Annotated in this window: 17 protein-coding genes; 9 read left to right on the top strand and 8 right to left on the bottom strand. The window is 45.3% G+C overall.

The window, feature by feature from the left end; genetic code table 11:
* Positions 1-238: 238 nt before the first annotated feature.
* The 5 genes from AC1RM2_RS07755 to AC1RM2_RS07735 all read right to left on the bottom strand — a co-directional run bounded on the left by AC1RM2_RS07755 (position 239) and on the right by AC1RM2_RS07735 (position 8184).
* Positions 239-1105: an aldose 1-epimerase family protein gene (locus AC1RM2_RS07755; RefSeq protein ID WP_492984425.1), complete on the bottom strand. Its 867-nt coding sequence runs from the start codon at positions 1103-1105 to the stop codon at positions 239-241.
* 220 nt (positions 1106-1325) lie between these two features.
* Positions 1326-3773, bottom strand: a complete 2448-nt coding sequence (locus tag AC1RM2_RS07750) for a bifunctional YncE family protein/alkaline phosphatase family protein (protein ID WP_492984424.1) — start codon at positions 3771-3773, stop codon at positions 1326-1328.
* 254 nt (positions 3774-4027) lie between these two features.
* A complete protein-coding gene (locus AC1RM2_RS07745; protein ID WP_492984422.1) occupies positions 4028-5509 on the bottom strand; it encodes a glycine--tRNA ligase in 1482 nt (493 codons plus the stop codon).
* A 678-nt stretch (positions 5510-6187) separates the two neighbouring features.
* The gene (locus tag AC1RM2_RS07740; protein WP_492984419.1) at positions 6188-6613 is read right to left on the bottom strand and encodes a hypothetical protein; all 426 of its coding nucleotides are present in this window, start codon (positions 6611-6613) and stop codon (positions 6188-6190) included.
* A 398-nt stretch (positions 6614-7011) separates the two neighbouring features.
* Complete coding sequence (locus tag AC1RM2_RS07735; RefSeq protein ID WP_492984418.1) at positions 7012-8184, bottom strand: retropepsin-like aspartic protease; 1173 nt, start codon at positions 8182-8184, stop codon at positions 7012-7014.
* 172 nt (positions 8185-8356) lie between these two features.
* On the opposite strand from AC1RM2_RS07735, the gene AC1RM2_RS07730 reads away from it, so the two are divergent.
* The 5 genes from AC1RM2_RS07730 to AC1RM2_RS07710 all read left to right on the top strand — a co-directional run bounded on the left by AC1RM2_RS07730 (position 8357) and on the right by AC1RM2_RS07710 (position 12136).
* Positions 8357-9025, top strand: coding sequence for an FAD-binding oxidoreductase (locus AC1RM2_RS07730; protein ID WP_492984417.1), 669 nt, complete (start codon positions 8357-8359; stop codon positions 9023-9025).
* Positions 9026-9320: 295 nt separating this feature from the next.
* Positions 9321-10025, top strand: coding sequence for an ATP-binding cassette domain-containing protein (locus AC1RM2_RS07725; RefSeq protein WP_492984415.1), 705 nt, complete (start codon positions 9321-9323; stop codon positions 10023-10025).
* Between the two features lie 53 nt (positions 10026-10078).
* Entirely contained in the window at positions 10079-10696 is a 618-nt protein-coding gene (locus AC1RM2_RS07720) for a hypothetical protein (RefSeq protein WP_492984414.1), read from the top strand.
* 148 nt (positions 10697-10844) lie between these two features.
* The gene (locus AC1RM2_RS07715; protein WP_492984413.1) at positions 10845-11447 is read left to right on the top strand and encodes a hypothetical protein; all 603 of its coding nucleotides are present in this window, start codon (positions 10845-10847) and stop codon (positions 11445-11447) included.
* A gap of 83 nt (positions 11448-11530) precedes the next feature.
* On the top strand, positions 11531-12136 hold the full coding sequence (locus tag AC1RM2_RS07710; protein ID WP_492984412.1) for a hypothetical protein: 606 nt from the start codon (positions 11531-11533) through the stop codon (positions 12134-12136).
* A 166-nt stretch (positions 12137-12302) separates the two neighbouring features.
* On the opposite strand, the gene hppD is transcribed toward AC1RM2_RS07710, so the two are convergent.
* Both hppD and AC1RM2_RS07700 read right to left on the bottom strand, forming a co-directional pair.
* Positions 12303-13427: a 4-hydroxyphenylpyruvate dioxygenase gene (gene hppD, locus AC1RM2_RS07705; protein WP_492984411.1), complete on the bottom strand. Its 1125-nt coding sequence runs from the start codon at positions 13425-13427 to the stop codon at positions 12303-12305.
* A 117-nt stretch (positions 13428-13544) separates the two neighbouring features.
* Positions 13545-14705 carry a homogentisate 1,2-dioxygenase gene (locus AC1RM2_RS07700; RefSeq protein ID WP_492984409.1) on the bottom strand — a complete coding sequence of 387 codons (1161 nt, stop codon included), beginning with the start codon at positions 14703-14705 and terminating at the stop codon, positions 13545-13547.
* Positions 14706-15207: 502 nt separating this feature from the next.
* On the opposite strand from AC1RM2_RS07700, the gene AC1RM2_RS07695 reads away from it, so the two are divergent.
* The 4 genes from AC1RM2_RS07695 to AC1RM2_RS07680 all read left to right on the top strand — a co-directional run bounded on the left by AC1RM2_RS07695 (position 15208) and on the right by AC1RM2_RS07680 (position 22181).
* Positions 15208-16353, top strand: coding sequence for a GAF domain-containing protein (locus tag AC1RM2_RS07695; protein WP_492984408.1), 1146 nt, complete (start codon positions 15208-15210; stop codon positions 16351-16353).
* A gap of 230 nt (positions 16354-16583) precedes the next feature.
* Positions 16584-19361 carry a TonB-dependent receptor gene (locus tag AC1RM2_RS07690; RefSeq protein WP_492984407.1) on the top strand — a complete coding sequence of 926 codons (2778 nt, stop codon included), beginning with the start codon at positions 16584-16586 and terminating at the stop codon, positions 19359-19361.
* A gap of 11 nt (positions 19362-19372) precedes the next feature.
* Positions 19373-20755, top strand: coding sequence for a hypothetical protein (locus AC1RM2_RS07685; RefSeq protein WP_492984406.1), 1383 nt, complete (start codon positions 19373-19375; stop codon positions 20753-20755).
* An 88-nt stretch (positions 20756-20843) separates the two neighbouring features.
* Positions 20844-22181 (top strand): histidine-type phosphatase, encoded by a 1338-nt coding sequence (locus AC1RM2_RS07680; protein WP_492984405.1) that lies wholly within the window; start codon positions 20844-20846, stop codon positions 22179-22181.
* A 200-nt stretch (positions 22182-22381) separates the two neighbouring features.
* On the opposite strand, the gene AC1RM2_RS07675 is transcribed toward AC1RM2_RS07680, so the two are convergent.
* Complete coding sequence (locus AC1RM2_RS07675) at positions 22382-23821, bottom strand: RagB/SusD family nutrient uptake outer membrane protein (RefSeq protein WP_492984404.1); 1440 nt, start codon at positions 23819-23821, stop codon at positions 22382-22384.
* Positions 23822-23826 lie beyond the last annotated feature (5 nt).

Raw genomic sequence — 23826 nt, 5'->3', positions numbered from 1 at the left:
AAGATTAGTATTCACTTACTAATTTCCATAGTCAGGCGTATAGGCCTACCGCACGAGTCTTCGACAGGCTACCCATGACAAGTTTCATTTTCTGTCATCCTGAGTAAGTTTTATTTGTGCGCAAATAAAACTTACTCAGGATGACAGTCTTTTATTTTTGAATGTCATTCTCCCTTCAGAATTTCGCGAAATTTTACCACTCAGACTGACAGCGCTCTTTAATAGCAAGCCCCCCCCCTTAAAAACTCACAAAAAACGGCGCTTCAAAAACATGACCTGGGCTAAGTTTCTGGATAGCTTCTTTGTGTTTAATGTCTTTTTGCTCGCCTGCGGTATCGGCGCAGCCTAACCAGGGCTCGATGCATACAAAATCGGCACCGGGTTTGGCCCAGATGCCCAGGTAGCTAAAGTGAGGGAACTCAACCGATAGTGTTTGCCCGTGCTTGTCGCTTTTTATGGTTACCATCCTCGATTTTAACTCTTTAAACACCAGGGCATCGGCATTAAATAACTCGCGGGTTAATTGCAGCCTGTTTTTGGGCGTGGCTACCGGGTGACTTTCGCCATTAAAAAAACCATCGGCAGATAGTAGTTCTGTTTCCAGGTGTTCGTCTGTTTCAAATTCAATATAATAATCCTCGTACTTCTCGCCTTTGTTAAATGGAACGTTAAATGCCGGGTGGGCGCCAACGGAAAAGTAAATGGTTTTTTTATCCAGGTTAATTACCTTGTAGGTTATCCTGAGGGCGTTATCTATCAACGTATACAGTACCTGGTAATCAAATTTAAAGGGGTACGCTTTTAAAGTATTATCACAATAAGGCAACGAAAAACTTGCCGAAACATCACCGGCATCTAATGTTATAAACTCCGATTGCCTGGCAAAGCCATGTCGCCCCATAGGATACTTGTTACCGTCAACTACCAGTTCGTTGTTAATTAAGCCCCCTACTACCGGGAATAAGTTGGGTGCATGCCATGGCCAAACGGCGGCATCGGCCTGCCAAAGGTGCTCAATGCCGGTTGCCTTATCAATTAATGAACATAACTGCGCACCTTTGGTATCGATGCTTGCCTTCAGGTATTCGTTTTCGATGGTGATCATAACAATTAGAATTTGACAGAACCCGAAGTTAGGGATTTGTTTGAATTTCAGGAATTACTTCAAAGTTAGATTTTCTAATTTCTATTAATTCATATATTCTTCATTAAGCAACCGCGGTAGTTTTTAGTCTAAAGCCTAAAGTTCTAAGTCAAAAGAGATTTTAATTAATACTTTGTGGCTCTTGACTTAGAGCTCAAGACTTTGTACTTAAGACTCAACACTAATCGTCATCTTCTTCCTTCTTTGGCTCCAATATCACAAAGGCGCTCCGTTTTGGCGCTGGCATAACCGCGGTTTCGCCCTTAACAAATTTCCAGATCACTTCGTTCAAATCGATATCAGGGGCTGCATCTTCCTTGGCCAGGTTAAACAATTCCGACCGGCGGCTGCTTTCATTTACAGCAACGTTGCGTTGCTCCAGGTCAACCTGTGCGGCTTTGGCCACGTACGGGCTAAAATCGGCTTTGCTGGTAAAGCAATCATATAAGGGCATGGCGGCAGCATCGTACTGGCTCATGGGTGGCAGGCCTAATATCAGCTCGATGGTGCGTAATACGCCCGATGTGGAGTACATACCATGCACCACCGTGTTACGTTTTACATACGGCCCTGCAACAAACACCGGCGAACGGTGTGCATCCACATGGTCGGGCCCGTTTTGGGCGTCATCCTCTAAAATAAACACTACCGACTCCTTCCAGATGGGACTTTTAGACAGGTGTTCAATAAACTGGCCTATTGCCTGGTCATTATCCCCAACAGCCGCTATGGGCGATAGGGCACCTTTGCGCTGCCCGCTGGTATGGTCGTTCCCAATCCTTACGCTGTTAAAACGCGGCACTGCGTTAATAGCCAATAATGAATCGAAATCGTGTTTCCAGATCTCTACGCGTTTAATATCCTTCACACCCAGGTCAAAGCCAGGCGACTGCGTGCAGTAATGCCCCTCTAACGATTTAAGGCTGGCCTTGCCGGGGTTGCCATCGGTAACAAATTCGCCATAGGTTCGGTAGCTTACACCGGCCCGTTTGCAGTAATCCCATATAAAGCCATCGCGGGGGTAGGCAGTTTTGCGAGTGCCCTCGTAGTCGTAATTACCACCCCGGCTACCATAGCTGGTTGGCCATGTTTTCTCTACAAAATCGGTGGCATAGGCGGCGTTGCTCCAGTTGTGTCCGTCCGCACTTACTTCCGCGTCTACATAAAAGTTATCAAGCAGTACAAATTCGCTGGCAATGGCGTGGTGGTTGGGCGTTACTTTTTTATCAAAAATACATAGCGAAGTATCGCCGTTGCCCTGTGGCATATCGCCCAAAACCTGGTCGTAAGTGCGGTTTTCTTTAATAATGTAAAACACGTGCTTTATGGGAGATTTTTCGCCCATCCGGCGGGGGATAGGGTTCCCTTCTTCGCCCGGTGCTGTTTTGGCTATTTTATTGTTAAAAGGCGTGTTGGCATAAACCTGTTTGGTATAGACCTTAAGCTCACTTACCGATGGTGTATTTATAAACGACAGTGCGCCTTTAAATAAGCCGCCAATGTATTGTTCCCTGCTATTGATAGCCCCCTTTTGATAGCCGCTGTTATCGGCCTTTTTTACAGGCTGCGGGCCTTGCGGGTTGGCCATTGATGTAAAACCTTTGCCGTTGGCAACCAGTATTTTTTTGCCCAGCATTTTAACGTTGGTAGGGTACCAGCCCACGGGTATAAAACCCATACTGCGGCTGCTGCCTGGTTTGCTTACATCAAACACGGCCAGGCAATTGTTATCGGCATTGGCTATATACAGCGTTTTTTCATCGGCCGATAAGGCAAGGCCGTTGGTAGTTGAGCCGGTAAGATGGGTAGGGTATAAGGCTGTAGAAATAGTTTCGAGCGCCCTGTGCGTTGCTGTGTTTATTACCGATACCGAGTTATCATTGGCGTTCGCTACATACAACAGGCTGCCTTTTTTATTCAGCAGCAATTCGTTAGGGTTACTGCCTGTTTTTATAGTTTTAAGCGTTTGGGTAGCTACATCGTAAATACCAAGCTGGCCGCATCCCCATAAAGAAATATAAAGCGTTTTTTCATTTGGCGATAAGGTGCAGCTATAGCCCTCTGATGGCAGCTTGAGCCGTTGTAATGTTTTACCATCGTTAGGGTTAACCGTATAAAGTGTGCTATCCTCTTTAGTAACCACATAAAGCCGGGTGTTGCTTTTATTGACCGCTATTCCACTCGGCGATACCTTGTCTTTTGGCCATGATTTTGGCGCCAGTTTAATAGTATCGGGTTTGCCCAGTTTAGTACCGGTTATATTAAAAACATAGATCAGGTTATCGTTACCGCCCGATGCGTAAAGCCTTTTCTCGTCCTTGCTGAAAGTAAGCCCGTACCATGATTTGGCTACCACCTTTTCGTCCAGCAGCTTCTCGTTTTTTGGGTCGATAAGCTGGATAGATTGGGTGCTTTGGCCGTTGTTGGTAACCGCCAGCAGCTTGCCCGAGGCCGATAGCTGGATGTTGAGTGGCAAATCGCCCAGGGGGAGTGATGTGCCTGCCGGGCTAAGCTTCCAGCCGTTTGGCAATAAAACCTGCCCTGTTTGGGCTATTTTGCCCGGTGTTTGGGCAAATGATGTAACTGACGATGCTAAAATAGCTAAGCCGATGAGTAGCTTTTGTTTCATAACCGAATGATTGTACATCAAAACTAAACAAACAAACCGTTATGATGTGTTACTTAACAAAAACATAATATGTAAGATTATTGCTATAATCAACATAGCTATCATTTCGACGAACAGGTGGTGGGTAAAAGAAAGGGGTGAGGAGAAATCTTTTACGACTTGCGTGTTCGCTTGTCGCTTGTAAAAGATTTCTCCTCACCCCATCGCCCGTGCCATCCCGCTGTTCGTCGAAATGACATGAGTTATATATTTTTTTACTTCAGCAAATTCTTCCAGCTTACCTGGTCGCCGATGATTTTTTCAAGGTCGGCGCTGGCCACACGTTCCTGGGCCATGGTATCGCGGTAGCGGATGGTTACGGTATCATCCTCCAAACTCTGGTGATCTACCGTTATACAGAAAGGTGTACCAATAGCATCCTGGCGGCGATAGCGCTTGCCAATGGCATCTTTTTCTTCGTACTGTATGTTAAAGTCAAGCTTCAGGCGGTCCATAATCTCGCGGGCTTTCTCGGGCAAACCATCTTTTTTGGTAAGCGGGAAAATTGCCGCTTTAACCGGGGCCAGGCAAGGGTGCAGGTGCAGTACGGTACGGCTGTCCTGTTTCTCTTCGGTGCTCAGGTCTTCCTCTTCAAAGGCGTTTATCATGGTGAGCAGGAACATCCTGTCTAACCCTATCGAAGTTTCAATAACGTAAGGCACATAGTTGCCATAAGGTTTGCCTGTTTCCGGGTCAACCTCGGGGTCAAAGTACTGCATCTTTTTGTTCGAGAATTTCTCGTGCTGGCTCAAATCGTAATTGGTACGGCTGTGAATACCCTCCACCTCTTTAAAGCCAAACGGAAAGTTAAACTCAATATCAAAGGCAGCATCGGCATAAAAAGCCAGCTTGGCGTGCTCGTGGTAGCGGTATTTGGCGGCATCGGTACCCAGGGCAAGGTGCCATTTTAAACGGGCAGCTTTCCATTTTTCAAACCATTCTTTTTGTGTGCCAGGGCGTACAAAGTATTGCATCTCCATTTGTTCAAACTCGCGCATGCGAATAATGAACTGGCGGGCAATCACCTCGTTACGGAAAGCCTTACCTATTTGCGCAATGCCGAAAGGAATTTTCATCCTGCCCGATTTTTGCACGTTTAGGTAGTTCACAAAAATACCCTGCGCGGTTTCCGGGCGAAGATAGATCAGGTCGGCATCATCGGCTACAGCGCCCATTTGGGTGCTAAACATCAGGTTAAACTGGCGCACATCTGTCCAGTTGCGGGTACCGCTTACCGGGCAGGCAATTTCGTGCTCAATAATTAGTTCTTTAAGGCGGGGCAGGTCCTCATTTTTAAGGGCTTCGTCCATATCGTGCTGCAGTTGCTCGGCTTTGTCGGTTTTGCCGTCTTTATCGTAACGGTCAATCTTATCCTCCAAAAGCTGATCGGCGCGGTAACGCTTTTTCGAATCCTTGTTGTCAATCATCGGGTCGCTGAAACCATCAACGTGGCCGCTGGCTTTCCAGATCTTTGGGTGCATAAATATGGCGCTATCAATACCAACAATGTTGTCATGCATTTGCACCATGGCTTTCCACCAGTAGGTTTTAATGTTGTTCTTCAGTTCGGCACCATTTTGGCCGTAATCGTAAACAGCGCTTAAACCATCATAAATTTCGCTCGATGGGAAAACAAAGCCATACTCCTTGGCATGCGATATAACATTTTTAAAAAGTTCGTCGGTTGATTTGCTCATAATAGCTGCAAAGATACAATTTAGGCAGAAAGCTGAAAGGGGAGAATAGTAGCAAGTAGTAAGTATCAAGTAGTAAGATTTTTTGATATGGCAGGCCTTTAATCTCATCGTCAAATCGCCCCTTTTTGTCTTGCTACTTGATACTTACTACTTGATACTCGTAATGGCGTTCCCTGCGGGCCAGGCCATGCACTCATACGCGCACAGGGCATTAGGCGCAGGCCGGTATCCGTTTCTGTCCTTAACGCAAAACCCGGAAGCGATAAGGCCGTCCGTCCGCACAGGTGTCCTCACTCTATTTCGGACAAAAGCGGACAGGAATCGTTTGATGGTTATTTTTTAGTACTGTTCTTTATTTTAAAGAAATTTCTGTATATTTGTAATGGGTCTGTTCTGTTTTAAAAGCATTGAAAACTGTCCGCTTCCGTCCGATACTGTCCTACACCTGTGGGCGGACGGACACCACAACAGGCCCACACCACCTTGTCCGCCCTGTCCGAAATGTACCGGGACCCAAAAGCGGACGGACGGAAACATAACCAACCACATAAGCACACCAGATAGCATGCACCCGCCCGCTTTCCCCACTTTAAATAAATTTAAGGTAAGGAGAGGTATTTTTAAAAAACGCGGTTTTTATAAAAACAAGGGCAATAAAAAAATAAGGGCAGTAAAAAATCAGGGTAAACTGCTCAATATACTCTTTAACATATCTTTTGCTGTACCTCTTTGGGTAATTAATTGTATTGATATGGCAAAAATGTAAAATGCCAGGAAAAATAAAATGCCATTATATTGATGGTCTTTTATTAAAGTTATTGAAAGGGCAATAAGTATAACGGTAGGAGCGGTTAAACTTGTGTAATAACTAAAGGTTACCAAAACCTCATCTCCGGAAACGCTGAACTCAAACTTGCCTCCATCCAACCGTGCTACGGCTTCGTGCCTCCACCTTAATTTCCAGGGATTATCGTTAAATTCAACAACACTGCTTGTTAAGTTGGTAACCCTGTATTCTTCACCCTCTAACAGGGATACTGTTTTGTCAATTACAAATTGAGGGGCAACATGGGTAGCCTGTGTTAGTTTAAACTTTATTTTCATTGCGATAAGTGCTGCTAATTTACTAAAGTGCAGGCAATAATAAATATATGGCTGTTTGACCGATTGATTGCCTGCGTAATAAACACACTGCTAATACCTGTGTATATTCCTTTGCCCCTAAACTTAAACAATGGTTGCCCTTTTGTAGTGTCCGTCCGCAAGGGGCAACAGGACAAAAGCGGACAGGGGCGGACAGGCAAACTTTTGGTAAAACTGGTTTTAACCATACCCGTCCGGATTTGTCCGTTAAAGAGTGGCACCCCTGGACGGACGGACAGACTTTTGATTTAACAGAAGCTTGCGTTAAGGACAGAAACGGATACCGGCCTGTGAATAAGGCCTGTGCAGTATGAGTGTATGGCCTGGCACACACTTCTACCGGTGTGGGCAACGCCCGGCTACTCTTTCACTATCTGTACGTTGCGTAGCTGGCCACCTGCATCTTTTATGGTGATGGAGCCTGTTTCATAACCGTTAAGAGGCGGTTCGTTATTCAACATATCGCACAGGCTCACTTCCGAATAATCTTTGCCGTTAATGGCGGTAATTTGTTCGCCGGGTTTAACCAGGGTGGCGCCTTTTTGCCATACCACACCAACTACCAGTTTGTTGCCCTGCATAGTAGGCGAAAAAGGCCAGTGCTTTTCGGCCAGATTGGTTGTTTCTGTACGGGGATCAAAGTAAAACTTGCCGTGTATAAAATCGAGGGTGATGTTACCATAATCCAGGAGTTTGGTGCCAAAGGCCGAATTGCCGTTTTTGTTGGTTTCGGCAGTGATGTTATCAAAACGGGCGCTCCCGATGTTTAGCGATGCAATGCCCACCAGGTATTTATCGGCATTAGCCTGCAAACCATACGCTCCAATCTGGCTTGCGCCATAACCTTTATCAACTACCTGGCAGGCGTTTAGCTTGCCCAATTGGTTCATATAATCGTCGGTGAAGCGCAAAAATGCGCTTTGGCCGCTGTCAAAAGCCATAAACACACTTACCTTATTCATAAATACCTTAATAACCGGGTCGCTTTGGTGGTTGTTATTGGCATCAAGCACCAGCGGTACGCTATGCTTTTTGTTCAAACTCAGTTTATCGGGCTCATCGGTAATAATAATCACCTGCCTGTCGGCAGCTATACTTACAATTGAATTGCGAAGCATATTGCTGCCCACCACCCCCTCAACATGCCAGCACTTATACATATCTGGCAGCAGCACAAGCGCCGGGATGCCGCTAAAGATCACATCGCCCATCCTGATGTCATCAATGCCGACGATGGTGGTGGAATCGGCCACGCCATTGGCATCGTTTATTAAATCAACATGCATGGTTTTGGCCTTTATTTGCGCTGCAAGTTGTTTGCTCAGCGCTACGGGTGCGCCGGTATCAAACAAAAAGCGGTGTTTTACGCCATTAAGCTCAACAGTTACCACCAGTTTACCATAAATGTTTTGATAAGGCAGTTCGGTATAATAGTGTTTAACGGTTGGGCCGCCCTGGTTAAACGTAAAGGTTTGTGCAAAGGCCGATGCACCGGTAAGGATAAATGCCAGCGTAAAACTGAGTTTGTTCATAGGTGTAAATAAGGATAGCGTTCAGGATGCAACTTAAAATATTATATTGGCAGAAACAATATTTTAACATATTTTAGGCTAATTGGCATAATGTTGGCGCAGTGTAAGGTGATACATAGGGAAAACCAAATGGAAAAAAACTATTTAATAATAGTGTTAAAAACATCAAGCCATGGAAACCATAGTAAAAATCATATCAACCCAATTTGTAACCCATAATGTAAAACAGTTTAGGCTCGAAAAGCCCGCGGATTTTTCTTTTACACCAGGACAGGCAACTGAGCTCTCTGTTAATCAGCCGGGCTGGAAGGATAAAAAGAACCCTTTTACCTTTACCCGCCTTACTACTGAACCATACCTGGAGTTCACGATAAAAATATATCCCGATAGTGCCGAAGGCGTAACCAACCAGTTAAGTAAATTAACAGCAGGCGACGAGCTGATATTACGCGATGCCTGGGGCGCCATTGAATATAAAGGCCCCGGTTACTTTATAGCGGGCGGTGCAGGCATTACACCGTTTATTGCTATTTTAAGAGATTTGAACCAGAAAGGAGAACTGGCTGGAAACAAACTCTTTTTCAGTAACAAAACAGATAGTGACATTATACTTGCTGATGAACTGAAAGGCATGCTTGGCGCCGATGCCATATTTTTGATAAGCAGCCAAAAGGACAGCATCCATGATACCCGCCGTATTGACGAAGCCTTTTTAAAGGCCGAAGTAAGCGATTTTACCAAACACTTTTACGTTTGCGGCCCCGACGCTATGGTGGAGCAGATTAACGGTATTTTAACCAGTATGGGCGCAGATGCCGATTCGGTGGTGTTTGAGCGGTAGGCTTTTTGGTTCATAGTTCATGGTTCATGGATCATGGTTGATTGTTCATGGATCATGGCCCCGGCGGAGTTTGAAACTGTTGCTTACTTTCTGCCATCTTAAGCTATGCACCATGAACTATGATCCATGAACAAAATATAATTTGCCAGGTCTTCCAACAGCCATGAACTATGAACCATGATCCATGAACCACGAACAAAACCGTCCACAGTGATGGTCACCTCCGGACGGACGGACAGCCAAAAAATCCGAAATCGAAATTCCGAAATCCGAAATACTCTTTTACATTTGGGGTATGAGTATCCGGGTAGAAGCATTGACAAAAATTTACGGCGAGCAAAAGGCAGTTGATAGCATCAGCTTTACTGCCGAAACAGGTGTGCTGGGTTTTTTGGGGCCTAATGGTGCAGGTAAATCAACCACCATGAAGATACTTACGGGCTTTATACCCCAAACATCAGGCTCGGCATCGGTTTGCGGGTTTGATGTGGTAACGCAGTCGTTAGATGTGCGCAGGCGTATTGGCTACCTGCCCGAGAGCAACCCGCTATACCTGGATATGTACGTGAAGGAGTCATTGGCGTTTATAGCAGGCATCCACAAAATGGCCCAATCCGAAGCCCGCATTGCCGAAGTGATTGAACAAACCGGCCTTGGCCCCGAGCAGCATAAAAAAATTGGCCAGCTATCTAAAGGCTATCGCCAGCGTGTCGGGCTTGCCCAGGCTATACTGCACAACCCCGATGTGCTGATTTTAGATGAGCCCACCTCGGGCCTCGACCCTAACCAGCTGATAGGCATCCGCCGGTTAATTACCGACTTGGGTAAAACCAAAACCATCATCCTATCTACCCATATTATGCAGGAGGTAGAAGCCGTTTGCGATAAAGTGATTATTATTAACAAAGGCAAAATAGTTGCCGATGATACCCTGCAGGGCTTGCGGGCCGGTAATAACAATAAAACGCTGGAGAAAATTTTTATCAGCCTCACCAATTGAAATGTGTAAATATTTGTTATTTTCGCGCATTAATTAACCTTATCATAATAAACATGAAAAAAACATTACTCGCCCTTTTTATTTTATTTAGCGCCGTACTTACTGTTAAAGCACAAGACGATGAACTTTTGCCACGTTTCAGCGCCGGTTTTGGTGTTGGCGTTACAACCGGCCCGCAGCATTCAGGGTTCCCGGCAGCCGGCAGCGTTGGCTTAAAAGGGGAATACCCTATAGCCGGTAGCCCGGTATGTATTACAGCATCAGTGGCATATCAGTTTTACGTATCGAGCGACGGCTATAACTACAGTTATAATAGTAACTATGGTGAAAGCACCACCGGCACTATTGCATCATTTGTGCCAGTAATGGCTGGCGCAAGGGTATATGTTAACAAGCTTTTTTTTGAAGGCGATGTTGGCGCATCTTTCAACCTTAACTCGGCTAAAGCATATACTGCCCAAAAGGTAGCACCTATACTTTCGCCAAGCATTGGTTATGGTTTTAGGTTTGGATCGGAGCAAAAGATTGGGCTTGATTTAAGCCTGTCATACGAAACCCGCCTGGAAAAAACACAAACACCTTCCGATCTTACAGTTGTTAGCCCTTATATCAGCGGATATGGCGCCTATAACCTGGTTGCTTTTCACGTAGCTTTCAGCTTAGGATTGTAATATCCAAAAGATTTAATGAACAGCCCCGGCGATTGATTTGCCGGGGCTTTTTGTTTTAATGAAAATCAATTCATAAAAAATATTAATAGCTTCACATTGTAGCGTTTAGCAATGTGGACGCGTAATTATGATAAAACCTCAAATCTGTATGGCAGTTAAATATATCCGTCTTTTTATATTGTTGATGTTTTGCGCGGCTTCAAGCAGGGTTAGCGCGCAATCGGGCAATAAAGTGAGCCTTAGCATAGGGCCCGATGTGGGTATACCTATCAATGTGGATCACCCCAACTCTTTACACACCCGGGATATTTACCAGGATGGTTTGGGCGGAACGATAAGGGCCGAGTTTCCGTTAACTCCGGCTTTGCATGCTACGGCAAGTGTGGGGTATGTGGTTTATCACTCCAACCTGAAATATTTATACCTTACGCCAACGCAGTTAGGCAATTATGCAGGCCCATCTGATCCAGGCAGCCCGCCGCCATATAAATATCTTCCTTTAAAGGCGGGGCTGAGGTATTATTTTGTAAAATGCCTGTTTGTTAGTGCCGAAGCAGGCGATGCAGTAAAAATTGGGGATCAAGCTAAAGCTTCGTTTATATATTCGGGAGGTGCGGGCGCGGCCGTTCCGTTTGGTGTTCATCACGCGCTCGATATTGGTTTCCGATACGAGCGTGGCTATGAAAATATCGATTCGGATTTTAAAATGGGGCAAATAGGTATCGGCTTTTCTTATAAATACACATTTTAAAGTAACTGCCGGTGGCAGGGTTTAGCAGTCCCGTTTAATTTCTTAAAATTCTCCATCGGGGGGGAATCCATATATCTTATCACATGAAAAAAACATTACTTGCCCTGTTGATCTTAGCGGTTGCTACCTTTACAGCAATGGCACAAACCAACGATACCAGACCTCCGAGGGTTGCAGTTGGCTTCAACCTGGGCGCTACCGTGGGGCCGCATAGCGACGAATACCCCATAGCCAGTGGCTTTGGTATTAAATTTGAATTTCCTATCAAATCAACCCCGGTTAGTATCATGGCCTCGGCGGCGTATACATTTATACTGTCAGAGGCTGCTTACTACAATGATAGGCATAATTACAATAACAGCTATGAGGGCGACGCACATATTGCCTCGTTTGCACCCGTTGAATTAGGTGTAAGGGTATATATGGATGGTAATCTTTTTGTTGAGGGCAATGCAGGCGTATCGTTTAATTTAAATGAAAGCCACAGTAATTACACCAGCAAAAAAGTGGCCCTGGTTATTGCCCCAAACATTGGCTATGCCTTCAGGTTTAAAGCATCAAAAAAATATGGGCTGGATTTAAGCCTGGGCTACGAAACCCGACCCGAAGATTACCAGCCCAATGAGTTTAGCAATTATGGCAGTTACAATCAAATAGCGGTGCGTGCGGTATTTAGCATAGGCTATTGATTGTTGGATTTTCGATTCTTTAAATACCCGGTTGCTGTCAGGTGAACCTTAACCGGGCCAAAAACACGCAGCAATTGGAATAGCGATCTGTGAGGACACAGATCGCGGGTAAAGGAAAGCTTTCGGCATCTATATAAATCCGAAATCGAACATCCGAATTCCAAAATCAAAGATTCCCCCTCAAGTCCTGCTCCCGTTCAATGGCTTCAAACAATGCTTTGAAATTACCGGCGCCAAATGATTTTGCCCCTTTACGCTGAATGATCTCGAAGAAAAGGGTAGGCCGGTCTTCAATAGGTTTGGTAAAAATTTGAAGCAGGTAACCTTCGTCGTCCCGGTCAACCAGTATGCCCAGTTTTTTAAGTGGCCCCAGGTCTTCGTCAATGTGCCCAACCCTGTCTGTAAGCTCATCATAGTAGGAGGTAGGTACCGTTAAAAACTCTACGCCGCGGCTTTGCAGTTCGGTAACGGTAGCTACAATATCATGCGTGGCCAGTGCCAGGTGCTGCACGCCCTCGCCCTCATAAAACTCCAGGTATTCTTCAATCTGCGATTTCTTTTTACCCTCGGCCGGTTCATTGATAGGAAACTTCACGTAGCCGTTACCGTTGCTCATCACTTTGCTCATCAGTGCCGAGTACTCGGTCGAGATCATTTTATCATCAAAGGTTAAAATGTTTTTGAAGCCCAGCACTTCCTCATAAAAATTGACCCACTCGTTCATTTTATGCCAGCCAACATTGCCCACGCAATGGTCAACATAAAGCAAGCCGGCCTCGGTTGGGCTGTAGGTGGTTTCCAGTTTTTGGTAGCCGGGTAAAAATAAGCCCTTGTAGTTTTTACGCTCTACAAAAAGGTGAACGGTTTCGCCATAAAGCTTAATGCCGCTGGTGCGTACCTCGCCATATTCGTCGGTTAGGGTTTGCGGCTGCTGGTAAGGTTCGGCGCCGCGGCTGGTGGTTTGTTCAAAGGCATCGTAAGCATCGTCAACCCAAAGGGCCAATACCTTTACGCCATCGCCATGTTTTTTAATATGCTCGGCAATAGGATGGTCGGAGTGTAGCGGCGTAGTTAACACCAGCCTTATTTTGCCCTGTTGCAATACGTATGATGCCCTGTCGCGCACACCGGTTTCGGGGCCGGCGTAAGCCAGCGACTGAAAGCCGAAGGCGGTTTTATAATAGTGAGCCGCCTGCTTGGCGTTGCCCACATAAAACTCAACATAATCGGTACCGTTAAGCGGTAAAAAATCGGTTGAGGTTGTTGGTTTATCTATGGTTTGTGTGTGCATGTTTTTAATTATTGAATTAGCCTCACCCCGGCCCTCTCCAAAGGAGAGGGAGTGAAATTGAGTGAGGGGGTTGTTTTTAATTCGCGTTTTTTTTAAGTCCTCTCCTTTGGAGAGGATTTAGGTGAGGCTCCAGCTTTTATAATAATTTTCATCCTCAATCTTTATCGCATCTTCGGTAAGCATCAGTGGCCTGAAGGGGTCTATCATTACGGCAAGTTCGTCCGTTGACTCTTTGCCTATTGATTTTTCGACAGATCCCGGGTGCGGGCCATGCGGGATACCGCCCGGGTGAAGGGTTATCTGCCCCTTAACCACGCTTTTGCGGCTCATAAAATCGCCATCTACATAATACAAAACCTCGTCGCTATCTACATTGCTGTGGTTGTAAGGGGCGGGGATAGACAGGGGGTGATAATCAAACTTACGGGGCACAAAGGAGCATATCACAAAGTTGTTGCCCTCAAATGTTTGGTGTACGGGCGGTGGCTGGTGCAGGCGGCCTGTTATCGGTTCAAAATCATGAATGGAAAGGGCCCATGGGTAATGGAAGCCATCCCAGCCAATAAAATCAAAGGGATGTGTGCCGTAAATGTAGGGGTAAATAAGCCCCTGCTTTTTAATCAGGATCTTGAAATCGCCATGTTCATCATGGGTTTCCAGGTTGGCCGGGCGTTTAATATCGCGCTCGCAATAAGGCGAATGTTCCATCAGCTGCCCGTATTGGTTTCGGTAGCGTTTGGGCGCACGTATGGGGCTAAAGCTTTCGATGATGAACAGGCGGTTTGCTGTGCCGTCAAACTCCATTTGGTAAATGGTGCCGCGTGGTATTACCAGGTAATCGCCATAGCCGAATTTAATATTGCCGAACCCGGTTTTTAAAGTACCTGTACCTTCATGAATAAACACCACTTCGTCGGCCTGGCTGTTTTTGTAAAAATAATCGGTCATGCTTTGGCGTGGCGCCGCCAGTGAAATATGCAGGTCGCTGTTTACCAGTACCGGTTTACGGCTTTGCAGGTAATCATCTTCGGGCTGTATATTAAAGCCAATAAGGCTGGTATGCTTCAGGTGTTTTTCGCGGGCTATTTTGGGCTCAACGCTGTACGGCTCGCCAAGGGTTTTAACAATAGTGGGCGGGTATGCGTGGTAAACCAACGAGTAAAGGCTTGAAAAACCTTCGGTAGATACCAGCTCTTCGGCGTATAAGGTACCATCGGGCTTACGGAACTGCGTATGCCTTTTAGGCGGAATTGCTCCTAATGAATGATATACAGGCATGTTGTTTTAATTGGTTGATAATAAAACGTTTAATGTGCCAGGATAGTTTCGGATGTTTTAAATATGCTTACAGCGCGAATGAACCGTATGGCTGTAAACCGGCTTGGGCAGTATCAAAAAAAGAAGATGAGGAAACGGAGTTAGTATTGGGCCAGCACAGCTTTGGCCAGCATAGCATCCCTAAACGATGATGCATCGCTCATGGAGGTAAGCCCCAATGAAAAGTAAAAGTGCTTTTGTATGCTCATGGTTTATATAATACGAAGTTAGGTGGTTTATTATTGCGATGCAAGTTTTTAATTTGACTGATGGGTTAAGTGTAAATGGTCTGTAAAATTATTGATACATGTGCCGATAGCCTGTTTGACTGTTAAAACAAATGAGAGACGTGGGCGGAATTAACCAACTATTTTCGGCAAAAATTCGTATTATTAGCAATTGCTCGTCCTGGTACGGTACTAATTGGTATGACATTAGGGATTAAACAAATTTACAGGGTGCTATGATTGATGACGAAATTCGTTTAAAAGCTGTTGAGCGTTTTAAGAACCTGGACCTGGAGACAGATGAGGAGTTTCAGATGCTTTTACAAATGGCATCCGAAACCTGTGATGCACCCATTGCACTGCTTACCCTGTTGGATAGGGATACCCAATGGTTTAAAATTCGTAATGGCATTGATATACCCCAAATGCCTCGCGGGATTTCGTTTTGTACCCACACCATTCAAAGCGATGAGGTAATGGTGGTACCGGATGCAACTACCGACCTGCGTTTTGCCGATAACCCCCTTGTAACCGGGCAGCCCGATATAAGATTTTATGCCGGCGCCCCACTAATTACCAGCGATGGGCAAAGGATAGGCAGCTTGTGTGTGGTACACATGCAATCCTTTAACCTTAATAAACAGCAAATACTGATGCTGCAAATGTTATCCAAACAGGCTATGAATTTAATGGAGCTGAGGATAGCTGTTGATATGCTGAACAAAAACAAGCTGGAATTTGAGGTGCAACGGAAAATTTTAAGAAATGCCGAAATATCGCAGCGATCATTTTTTGAAAGTGCACCAAACTTTCATATCCTGCTCAATAAAAATGCCGAGGTTGTGGATTTCAATAAAGTAGCCTACAACTTTATTGAAAAAATGCACCAGGAGCATTTGGTAAAAGGCGCCATGTTTATCAAATTTATAGCGCCCGATTTTGTAACCAGGTTTATTGAGGGCTTTAAGAGCGCACTGGCCGGGCAAAATGTTTTTGAAGAAGGTACAACCGACTACGGGCAGCACGGCGTGATATATTGGGAGGCATCGTTTGAAACAGCCAGGGACGCAGCCAACGAAATTATAGGCATATCCTACATCATCCGCGATGTAAGCGACCGTAAGGTTAAGGAAATAAGGATCATTGATCAAAACCGGTCGTTATTAAAAATAGCCCACTTGCAGGCGCACGAGTTCAGGGCGCCGCTTACAACAATAATGGGGATGATTGAGCTCATCAAATCAGAGGATTTTAATGCCCCCCGCGAATACTATAACCTTCTTGAAACTGCCGTACTAAGATTTGACGATAAAATACGGGAGGTAATCAGTGGGATAGATGAATTGATATTGTCGGGCAGGGAGGATGTTTATACCTCGTAAATAAGCAATTTAATTATCATTTGCAGGCACTTTTTGTACAAAACAGGAACAGGTTTTATAGTAAACAATTCTGTAGTGATTTTGTAGTTTGTGGCATTGAAACAGGTTTGTTACGCAAAAAGCTATTTATTATTGGTTTTTTAACCTTGCTTAATGATATGTTAACGTTAGGTTTATTTAATCATTAAACCGCCGGGGTTTCTTTGCAGGGATTTTTAATCCCCATCATAATGAAGAAACTCCTACCCCTGTTAATTATTTTCCAGTTTGTCATCAGCAGTTTTGTTTTTGCCAGCGGTACAATTAAAGGAACCGTTACCGATAGAAAAACAGGCGAACCCCTGGTTGGTGCCACTGTTAAATTAAAAAGCAAAGATAATAACTTCAAAGCATCAACCGGTGTTGGCCTTGATGGCAGCTTTGTATTTAAAAATGTACCTGCCGGCAAGTACGAGGTTGAGGCCAATTACATTTCTTTTGAAGAGGCCGAAACCGATGTAACTGTGCAGGATGGCGCCGTTGCCGGTGTTAAACTATCTTTAAAAACAAAAGAACACGCGCTAAGCGAAGTAGCCATATCCGGCCGGGCCGATAAAGCTACCGATCAATCGGCTACTAATGCCCAGCGCCGGTCGCCGGCTTTGTTAAACGTGGTATCGGCGCGAACTATCGAAGCATCGCCCGATATTACGATAGCCAATGTTACTCAGCGTGTATCGGGAGTATCTGTTGACCGCAGCACCAATGGCGAGGCACAATATGCCATTATACGTGGTATGGATGCGCGTTACCAGTATACGCTTGTAAATGGCGTTAAAATTCCCAGTCCCGACAATAAAAACCGTTATGTGCCGCTTGATATTTTTCCGGCCGACATTGTTGACCGTTTAGAGGTTTCCAAATCACTTACGGCCAATATGGAAGGCGATGCTATTGGCGGTGCCATAAACCTGGTATTAAAAGATGCACCGGACGATTTCACTGTTCGTGCCAACTTAGGTACGGGTTTGGCGGCCAACTTTTTTAACAAAGGGTTTACCAAATTTGATCATAGCGGTAGTTTACAAACCTCGCCGCGTGCCGATGGCCGCATAGCTACCGGCGCCGATTTTACAACCGCGCCTTTTCACTACAGCGAAAACAAAGTGCCATTGGCTACCATAGCCGGTTTAAGTATTGGAGGGCGCAGTGCCAATAAAAAGTTTGGCGCCCTGGTATCATTAAGCTACCAAAATACCTATAGGCAAACCAACGGTACATTTTTTAGCACCGAGGTTAACCCCGCAAACAACCAACCCCTGGTTACCGATATTGAAAAACGTAACTACAACATTCAGCAGCAACGTACCGGTGTTATTACCAAGTTTGATTACCGTATTAACAACGCCAATAAAATCACGCTCGACCTGGATTATATCAACCTAACGCAAAATACCTACAGGTTTAGCTCGGATACCAGTTTAGAGCTTGGCCGCGCCGGTATTGGCACAGGCCGGGTAAGCCAAACCTACCGCAGCGACAGGACGATACAAACCATAAAAAACGGCAATTTACATGGCGATCATAGGCTGAGCGACAACTTAAAGATCAACTGGACCGCTGTTTACTCAAAAGCTACCGCCAACGAGCCCGATAGGGCCGAGCTTAACCTGAATACAGGCCGTAACGTTCAGGCAGACGGAAGCATAGTACAAGCTCCCTTTACTTTTGACGCCCTGAAAGCACAAAGCCGCACCTTCGCCAAAAACTCCGACGAGGATAAAACAGGTTTCCTGAATTTGATTTACAACCCGGTTTTGTTTGATAACAAGGTTGAGTTAACCGCCGGTGGTATGTACCGCGATAAAACAAGGCACAGCAGCTACGATGAATACGATTTGAGACCAGGCGCTGCAAACACCGCGCAAACTTTTAACGGCAATGTAGATGCCAATACTTTTGATTTGTTTAACACCCAGGGTACGCCAACCAACGCGCTTAACTACGATTTTACCGAAAAGGTAGCCGCTGGATATGGCCAGGTTAAATTGACTACCGGTAAATTGCTAACTATTGCGGGCTTAAGATATGAGCATACCAGCCAGGGATGGCATACCCAGGCCGATGCTTCTATCGAGGGCAAGGATGGCACCATAAAATATTACGACCTGCTGCCAAGCCTGAACTTTAAATACCAGTTTAACGAGAAACAGGATTTACGCTTGTCGTACTACTCGGCTATCAGCCGGCCAAACTTTTACGAGTTGGTGCCGCATACAGCCGGCGATCCGGATGCGCTTTACAACGAGCAGGGTAACCCTAACCTGAAACGCATCACTGCCGAAAACTTCGACCTGCGTTATGAACTTTTCCCTAAAGCGCTTGACCAGTTATTGGTTGGTGTATTTTATAAATCAATTAATAACCCGGTTGAATACGCCATCGAAAAATCGGGTACAAGCTTTGTATTAAGGCCCGAAAATTTTGGTAATGCCCATAACTATGGTTTCGAGCTTGATTATACCAAATATTTCAGAAGCTTTGGTATCCGCGCCAATTACACCTACACCAATTCAAAAATAACTACCGATAAGGAAGAAGAGTACCGTAACGACCAGGGCCAGGTAACCCACCGAACAGTACAGCAAACGCGGTCGCTGCAAGGTCAGTCTAAAAATATTGGCAACCTGTCGTTATTGTACCGCAGTGTTAAAAACGGGCTTAATGCGCAACTATCATTTGTGTATACCGGTGCAAGGTTAAATACAGTTTCGCCTTACCTGGATAATGACATCTGGCAAAAAGGTTTCACCACGCTTGATCTATCGGCCGATAAACGTTTGTTTGGCAACCTGTACCTGTATGTTAAGGCAACCAACCTGTTAAATACACCTTACGAACTGGAGATAAGGAGGCCTTACCCGACCGACGCCGTAAATGTTGAACTGCAAAAAGCGGGCGAGAATACAGCTGTGCGTAAAGACCTGTACAAGCAATATTACATACTTGGTTTACGGTATAAATTATAATGATATTAAAGATGAAAAGCTTAAACAAAATATTTTTTGCATGCCTTGCCTCATTGGCCTTAAGCGCATGTCATAAAGCCGAACTGGCAATTATTTCGCCGCCATTGCACCTGGTTAGTAATGGTATTACCTCCGATACCTTGAAGGGTGCTGTTAAAGGCACTATGTTGAGTGGCAAAACCTATTACTTTAAAAGCGATATCACTGTAAATGAAGGCGATACCCTGCAAATGGAGGCCGGAGTAAAGCTGATAGCTATTGGCGATGGTAAAACTTACCAAACAGCGCCGGAGATTATTATGCATGGTACTTTTATCAGCCTGGGTACCAAAGAAAAGCCCAACTACATCACCGTACAAAATGCCGATACTTACCATACCGAAGCAAATGCGCAAAACTACACCAATGTTTTTAAAGGATGGTGGGGAGGTATAGTTTGCTGGCCTGATCCTTCATCAAAAAGTACTACCCCCGGCGGCGATTTGATCATTAAATGGACGCATCTTGAATTTGCCGGCGGCCCGGCAAGCGGCAACGAAAGCGGTGTTTACGGAAGCGGCGACCCCAGGTATATCATTTACTTTGGCAACATTACCAAAAATTTTATTTTAGAAGACTCGTGGGTTTTTGGTGCCAAGGATGATGCCATCAGGGTAGCAGGCGGCAAGATCAGTGTTATGCGTAATACCTTTGAACTTTGCGGGCAATCGGGTGGCGAGTTTTTTAACATGAAAAGCGGTACCGTGGGCGATCTGGCCTATAACTTTATGATAGGCGCGGCAACCAATGCGTTAAAAGCTTCTGATGCAGGCAGCTCGGGCACGCAAACCAATGTAAATATGTATAACAATACCATGGTTAACTGCGGTTTCAGGCAAACAAAATCAGGCCGTGGTGGCTCTATCAACTTTGAAAAGGCAGCCCGTGGAACGGTGTATAATAATATTATTGCCAATTGCCGTTTTGGTTTACGCTTAACCGCCGATGCCGATTTAACCAACATTAAGTACAATAACCAATACTACTACGGCTCAACCCAAAAGATTGTGAATTTGTTTAATGCGGCGGATGGAGTATCAACATTTCAGTCGGCCGATACGCATTCAACCACGCCAAAAGATAATGACCCAGCGTTTTATGGTTACGATTTAACCGCGTTTGATTATACCGCCAACCCCGGCCCGATGACTGTATCGTTGCAAACACCGGCTGCTGTAATGGTTGGAACCTCAAACTTCAGGTTAAAATCAACGTCGAAAGGCCTTAACGCCGGCAAAACTGATTTTACACCAATGCACGCGGTAACCGCTACGGGTACTTACGGAACAGATATTACGCCGCCGGGTAAAGATGCTGGTGCTTATCAAAATGACTTTAGCGGTAACCAGCATTAAGCCCCCTCTAAATCTCCCCCGGTAGGGGAGACTTTTAATTAGTATTTCTGAGCCCTCCCTTTTAGGGAGGGTTTATTAATTTCAACCCATGAAAAAAGCCCTCTTATACCTCCTGCTCCTAACCGCATCTGCTTTAAACGTTCATGCCCAGGATTGCGGTACCGCTTTTTTAGGTACTAAAACTTTGTACAAAGCACCATTGGTAAAATATACGCCGGTGCCTGAAGGCTACCAGCCTGTGTTTATTAACCATGTAGGCAGGCACGGTGCAAGGCATTTAACTAAGGATGTAAATACCACGGCCATATACGCCATTTTGTTAAAGGCCGATAGCGCGGGTATGCTTACCGAAAAAGGCCAACAGCTTAAGCAAATGGTGCTTAACCTGCAAAAGATAGAGAAAGGCAGCACCAAATCTATATCAGCCGAAGGCCGTGCCGGGCTGAAGCAGATAGGCGATAGGATGTATCACAACTACAACAACGTATTTGCCGGCCACCCCAGGTTAAATGTTACCATCACCAAAGAAGTACGTACCAAACAAAGTGCCGACGCCTTTTTATCAGGGCTGAAGGCCGGCTTAAAAGATTCTGCGCAAATAACTGAGGCTAATGATGATTTAAACCTGCGTTTTTATGACGAATCACCGGCTTACACAGCTTATAAAGACGGGGACGATTGGGAAAAGTACAAAGCCATAATCGCCAAAGCCGAACACATTGACCAGATTAACAAAAACATCACTTCAAGACTTTTTAAGCCAGACTTTTTGAAATTACAGGATAAAAAGTGGGTAGATAAAATAGTAAGCGATATCTGGGGTTTTGCCACCATTGTATATTCGTTAAAGGAGGAAATCAGCCAAAAGGGCATCGATCCAAAGGCCCTTGATTTTACCCGCTTTTTTACCTGCGAAGAGTTAAAGGCTTTAGGCCGCACCGATGCTGTTGAAGATTTTTTGGTAAAAGGACCGGGTATAAAACCCAATGGCATACAGGTTATTATAGCAGCCCCTTTGTTAGCCAATTTTATAACCACCAGTGATGCCTTTATAAAAACCGGGCCGGTAAACGCCAACCTCCGCTTTGCCCATGCCGAAACCATTTCGCCATTTGCCGCGTTGCTGGGCATTGTAGGTGCCGACAAGGTATCGCCTGACATTAATCAATTTGATGCCGCATGGCAGGCCTCAAACGTGGCCCCTTTAAGCTCAAATATCCAGTGGGTATTTTATAAAAAGAAAGGATCGGTAAATTACCTGGTCAAAATTCTGCTGAACGAAAAGGAAGCGCACATCACTGGTTTAAAAACCGGGTTTCCGTACTACAAATGGGCCGATGTGCGTAAGTTGTACATGGCTAAGCTTGCCAAACTTAATTATAAATTAGGTGATGACGCGGCAGCGTTTTTAAAGGCAATGAAGTAGGGGCTTGTTATGATTTAGTTTGCCTGCCTGCCACATTTCAAAGCATCCGGAACTCAGCTTGTGACGGGTACTTTGCACGCCCCCAATCTCCCCTAAAACACAAAATCCCGGATGAAACACATCCGGGATTTGCATATCAATTATATTGCATAAAGGGCACCCCGATAATTACCGGGGCGGCACCTTAGGGGTTTATGCCATTATAAATTAGGATTGGCGTCCTGTTCAGATTGCGGAATTGGGAACAGCAGATGGTTATCATCAACGGTAACACCAACTGTAGCCATAGCGGTTTTCAATCGCCCCAAACGTAAAAGGTCCCAGCGGCGTTGTCCTTCTCCGCAAAGTTCGCGCGCGCGTTCGGCCAGTAAGGCATCTATAAATGCATCCGGGGTGGGTGTATTGGTTATGTTCAGCTGGTCTGTTGGTAATGATAAACCGGCCCGTGCCCGCACTATATTTATCCCGTTAAATTTGTTAGGGTCGGCCGGATTGATGTTATGCATGGCTTCTGATTGCAGCAGGTACACTTCGGCCAGGCGTAATACAAACCAATCGCTCCGGGAGTTATTATCCTGTTTCCACTGGCTATCCTTGAATTTATAAATAAAGGGGGTCACCGTTTGGGTTACGCCCTTGCTGTCAACAGCCTTGTTAGATATGCTATAAGTTTTACGCACATCCCTGTCGCCATCAGGGAAGCCGTTATTAAAAAAGTAGTTCTGGGCAAAAAACGAGCCGTACCCGCCTAACACCGTTGGATAAAACATACGTAATATGATATTGCCAACATTGGGCGCGGTGCCAAAGCGCACGGCAAAAACAATCTCTTTATTATATTTATTATCCGAGCTGAAGATACTGGCATAATTGGTAAGCAGACTGTATGAGGCATCACTAATTACTTTATTACATTCGGTAAGCGCGTCCTGACTATCGGTAGTTTTTGCGGCCCCGGATTTAGCACGTGTTAGCAATACTTTTGCCAGCAAGGCCGATGCGGCACCCGATGATACCCTCCCCTTATTGCCGGCAATTATATTTTTTTCGGCATAGCAGTTGGCTTCGGCATATTGAAGATCGGCAACAACCTGGTCATATAGCGCCGTAAGGGTAGCTTTTTTAGGGTACAAATCGGGCGATGATGCTGTAACGGGCTCGGTAATAAGCGGCACCTGCCCAAAAGCGGTAAGCAGGTTAAAGTAGCCCAAAGCACGCAAAAAGCGGGCATTACCAACAATATTTGCCCGCTCAACCGGGTCCATTGAAATTGGCGGAACGTATTTAATAACGTCGTTGGCATTCTTGATCATTTTGTAATCGTTAATATACCAGTTGGCAATTTCGCCGTTTACCGCGGCAAATGTGTGGTTGGTTAACGAGTTCCTGTCTGTTGAAGAGCCAGGCGCGGCATACATCAAATCCGAAGCATTATCAGATACGGTGTAAACCGTGCGCTGATAAAAGGTTTGCGGTTGCATGGTACTAAAAACGCCGTTTAAAGCCGCTGTAGCATCACCCTGGTTTTTATAAAAGTTAGTGGGCGTTAAAAAGCTGTACGGCTGTTCGGTAAGGAATTTCTTACACGAGGTAAGGCTGAAGGTAACTGTCGCTACAGCCATTAAAATTCTTATCTTCATATAAA

It is taken from the genome of Mucilaginibacter sp. GW822-FHT03E02, assembly GCF_058801545.1.
Note: the sequence above shows the minus strand (reverse complement) of the source record. Positions and strands in the feature narration are given on the sequence as shown.

Coding starts and splice junctions, on each gene's coding strand:
- AC1RM2_RS07735 (WP_492984418.1), bottom strand. CDS start 8,184: ATGAACAAACTCAGTTTTACGCTGGCATTTATCCTTACCGGTGCATCG.
- hppD (WP_492984411.1), bottom strand. CDS start 13,427: ATGCACACACAAACCATAGATAAACCAACAACCTCAACCGATTTTTTA.
- AC1RM2_RS07755 (WP_492984425.1), bottom strand. CDS start 1,105: ATGATCACCATCGAAAACGAATACCTGAAGGCAAGCATCGATACCAAA.
- AC1RM2_RS07690 (WP_492984407.1), top strand. CDS start 16,584: ATGAAGAAACTCCTACCCCTGTTAATTATTTTCCAGTTTGTCATCAGC.
- AC1RM2_RS07700 (WP_492984409.1), bottom strand. CDS start 14,705: ATGCCTGTATATCATTCATTAGGAGCAATTCCGCCTAAAAGGCATACG.
- AC1RM2_RS07725 (WP_492984415.1), top strand. CDS start 9,321: ATGAGTATCCGGGTAGAAGCATTGACAAAAATTTACGGCGAGCAAAAG.
- AC1RM2_RS07695 (WP_492984408.1), top strand. CDS start 15,208: ATGATTGATGACGAAATTCGTTTAAAAGCTGTTGAGCGTTTTAAGAAC.
- AC1RM2_RS07730 (WP_492984417.1), top strand. CDS start 8,357: ATGGAAACCATAGTAAAAATCATATCAACCCAATTTGTAACCCATAAT.
- AC1RM2_RS07685 (WP_492984406.1), top strand. CDS start 19,373: ATGAAAAGCTTAAACAAAATATTTTTTGCATGCCTTGCCTCATTGGCC.
- AC1RM2_RS07680 (WP_492984405.1), top strand. CDS start 20,844: ATGAAAAAAGCCCTCTTATACCTCCTGCTCCTAACCGCATCTGCTTTA.
- AC1RM2_RS07745 (WP_492984422.1), bottom strand. CDS start 5,509: ATGAGCAAATCAACCGACGAACTTTTTAAAAATGTTATATCGCATGCC.
- AC1RM2_RS07710 (WP_492984412.1), top strand. CDS start 11,531: ATGAAAAAAACATTACTTGCCCTGTTGATCTTAGCGGTTGCTACCTTT.
- AC1RM2_RS07740 (WP_492984419.1), bottom strand. CDS start 6,613: ATGAAAATAAAGTTTAAACTAACACAGGCTACCCATGTTGCCCCTCAA.
- AC1RM2_RS07715 (WP_492984413.1), top strand. CDS start 10,845: ATGGCAGTTAAATATATCCGTCTTTTTATATTGTTGATGTTTTGCGCG.
- AC1RM2_RS07675 (WP_492984404.1), bottom strand. CDS start 23,821: ATGAAGATAAGAATTTTAATGGCTGTAGCGACAGTTACCTTCAGCCTT.
- AC1RM2_RS07750 (WP_492984424.1), bottom strand. CDS start 3,773: ATGAAACAAAAGCTACTCATCGGCTTAGCTATTTTAGCATCGTCAGTT.
- AC1RM2_RS07720 (WP_492984414.1), top strand. CDS start 10,079: ATGAAAAAAACATTACTCGCCCTTTTTATTTTATTTAGCGCCGTACTT.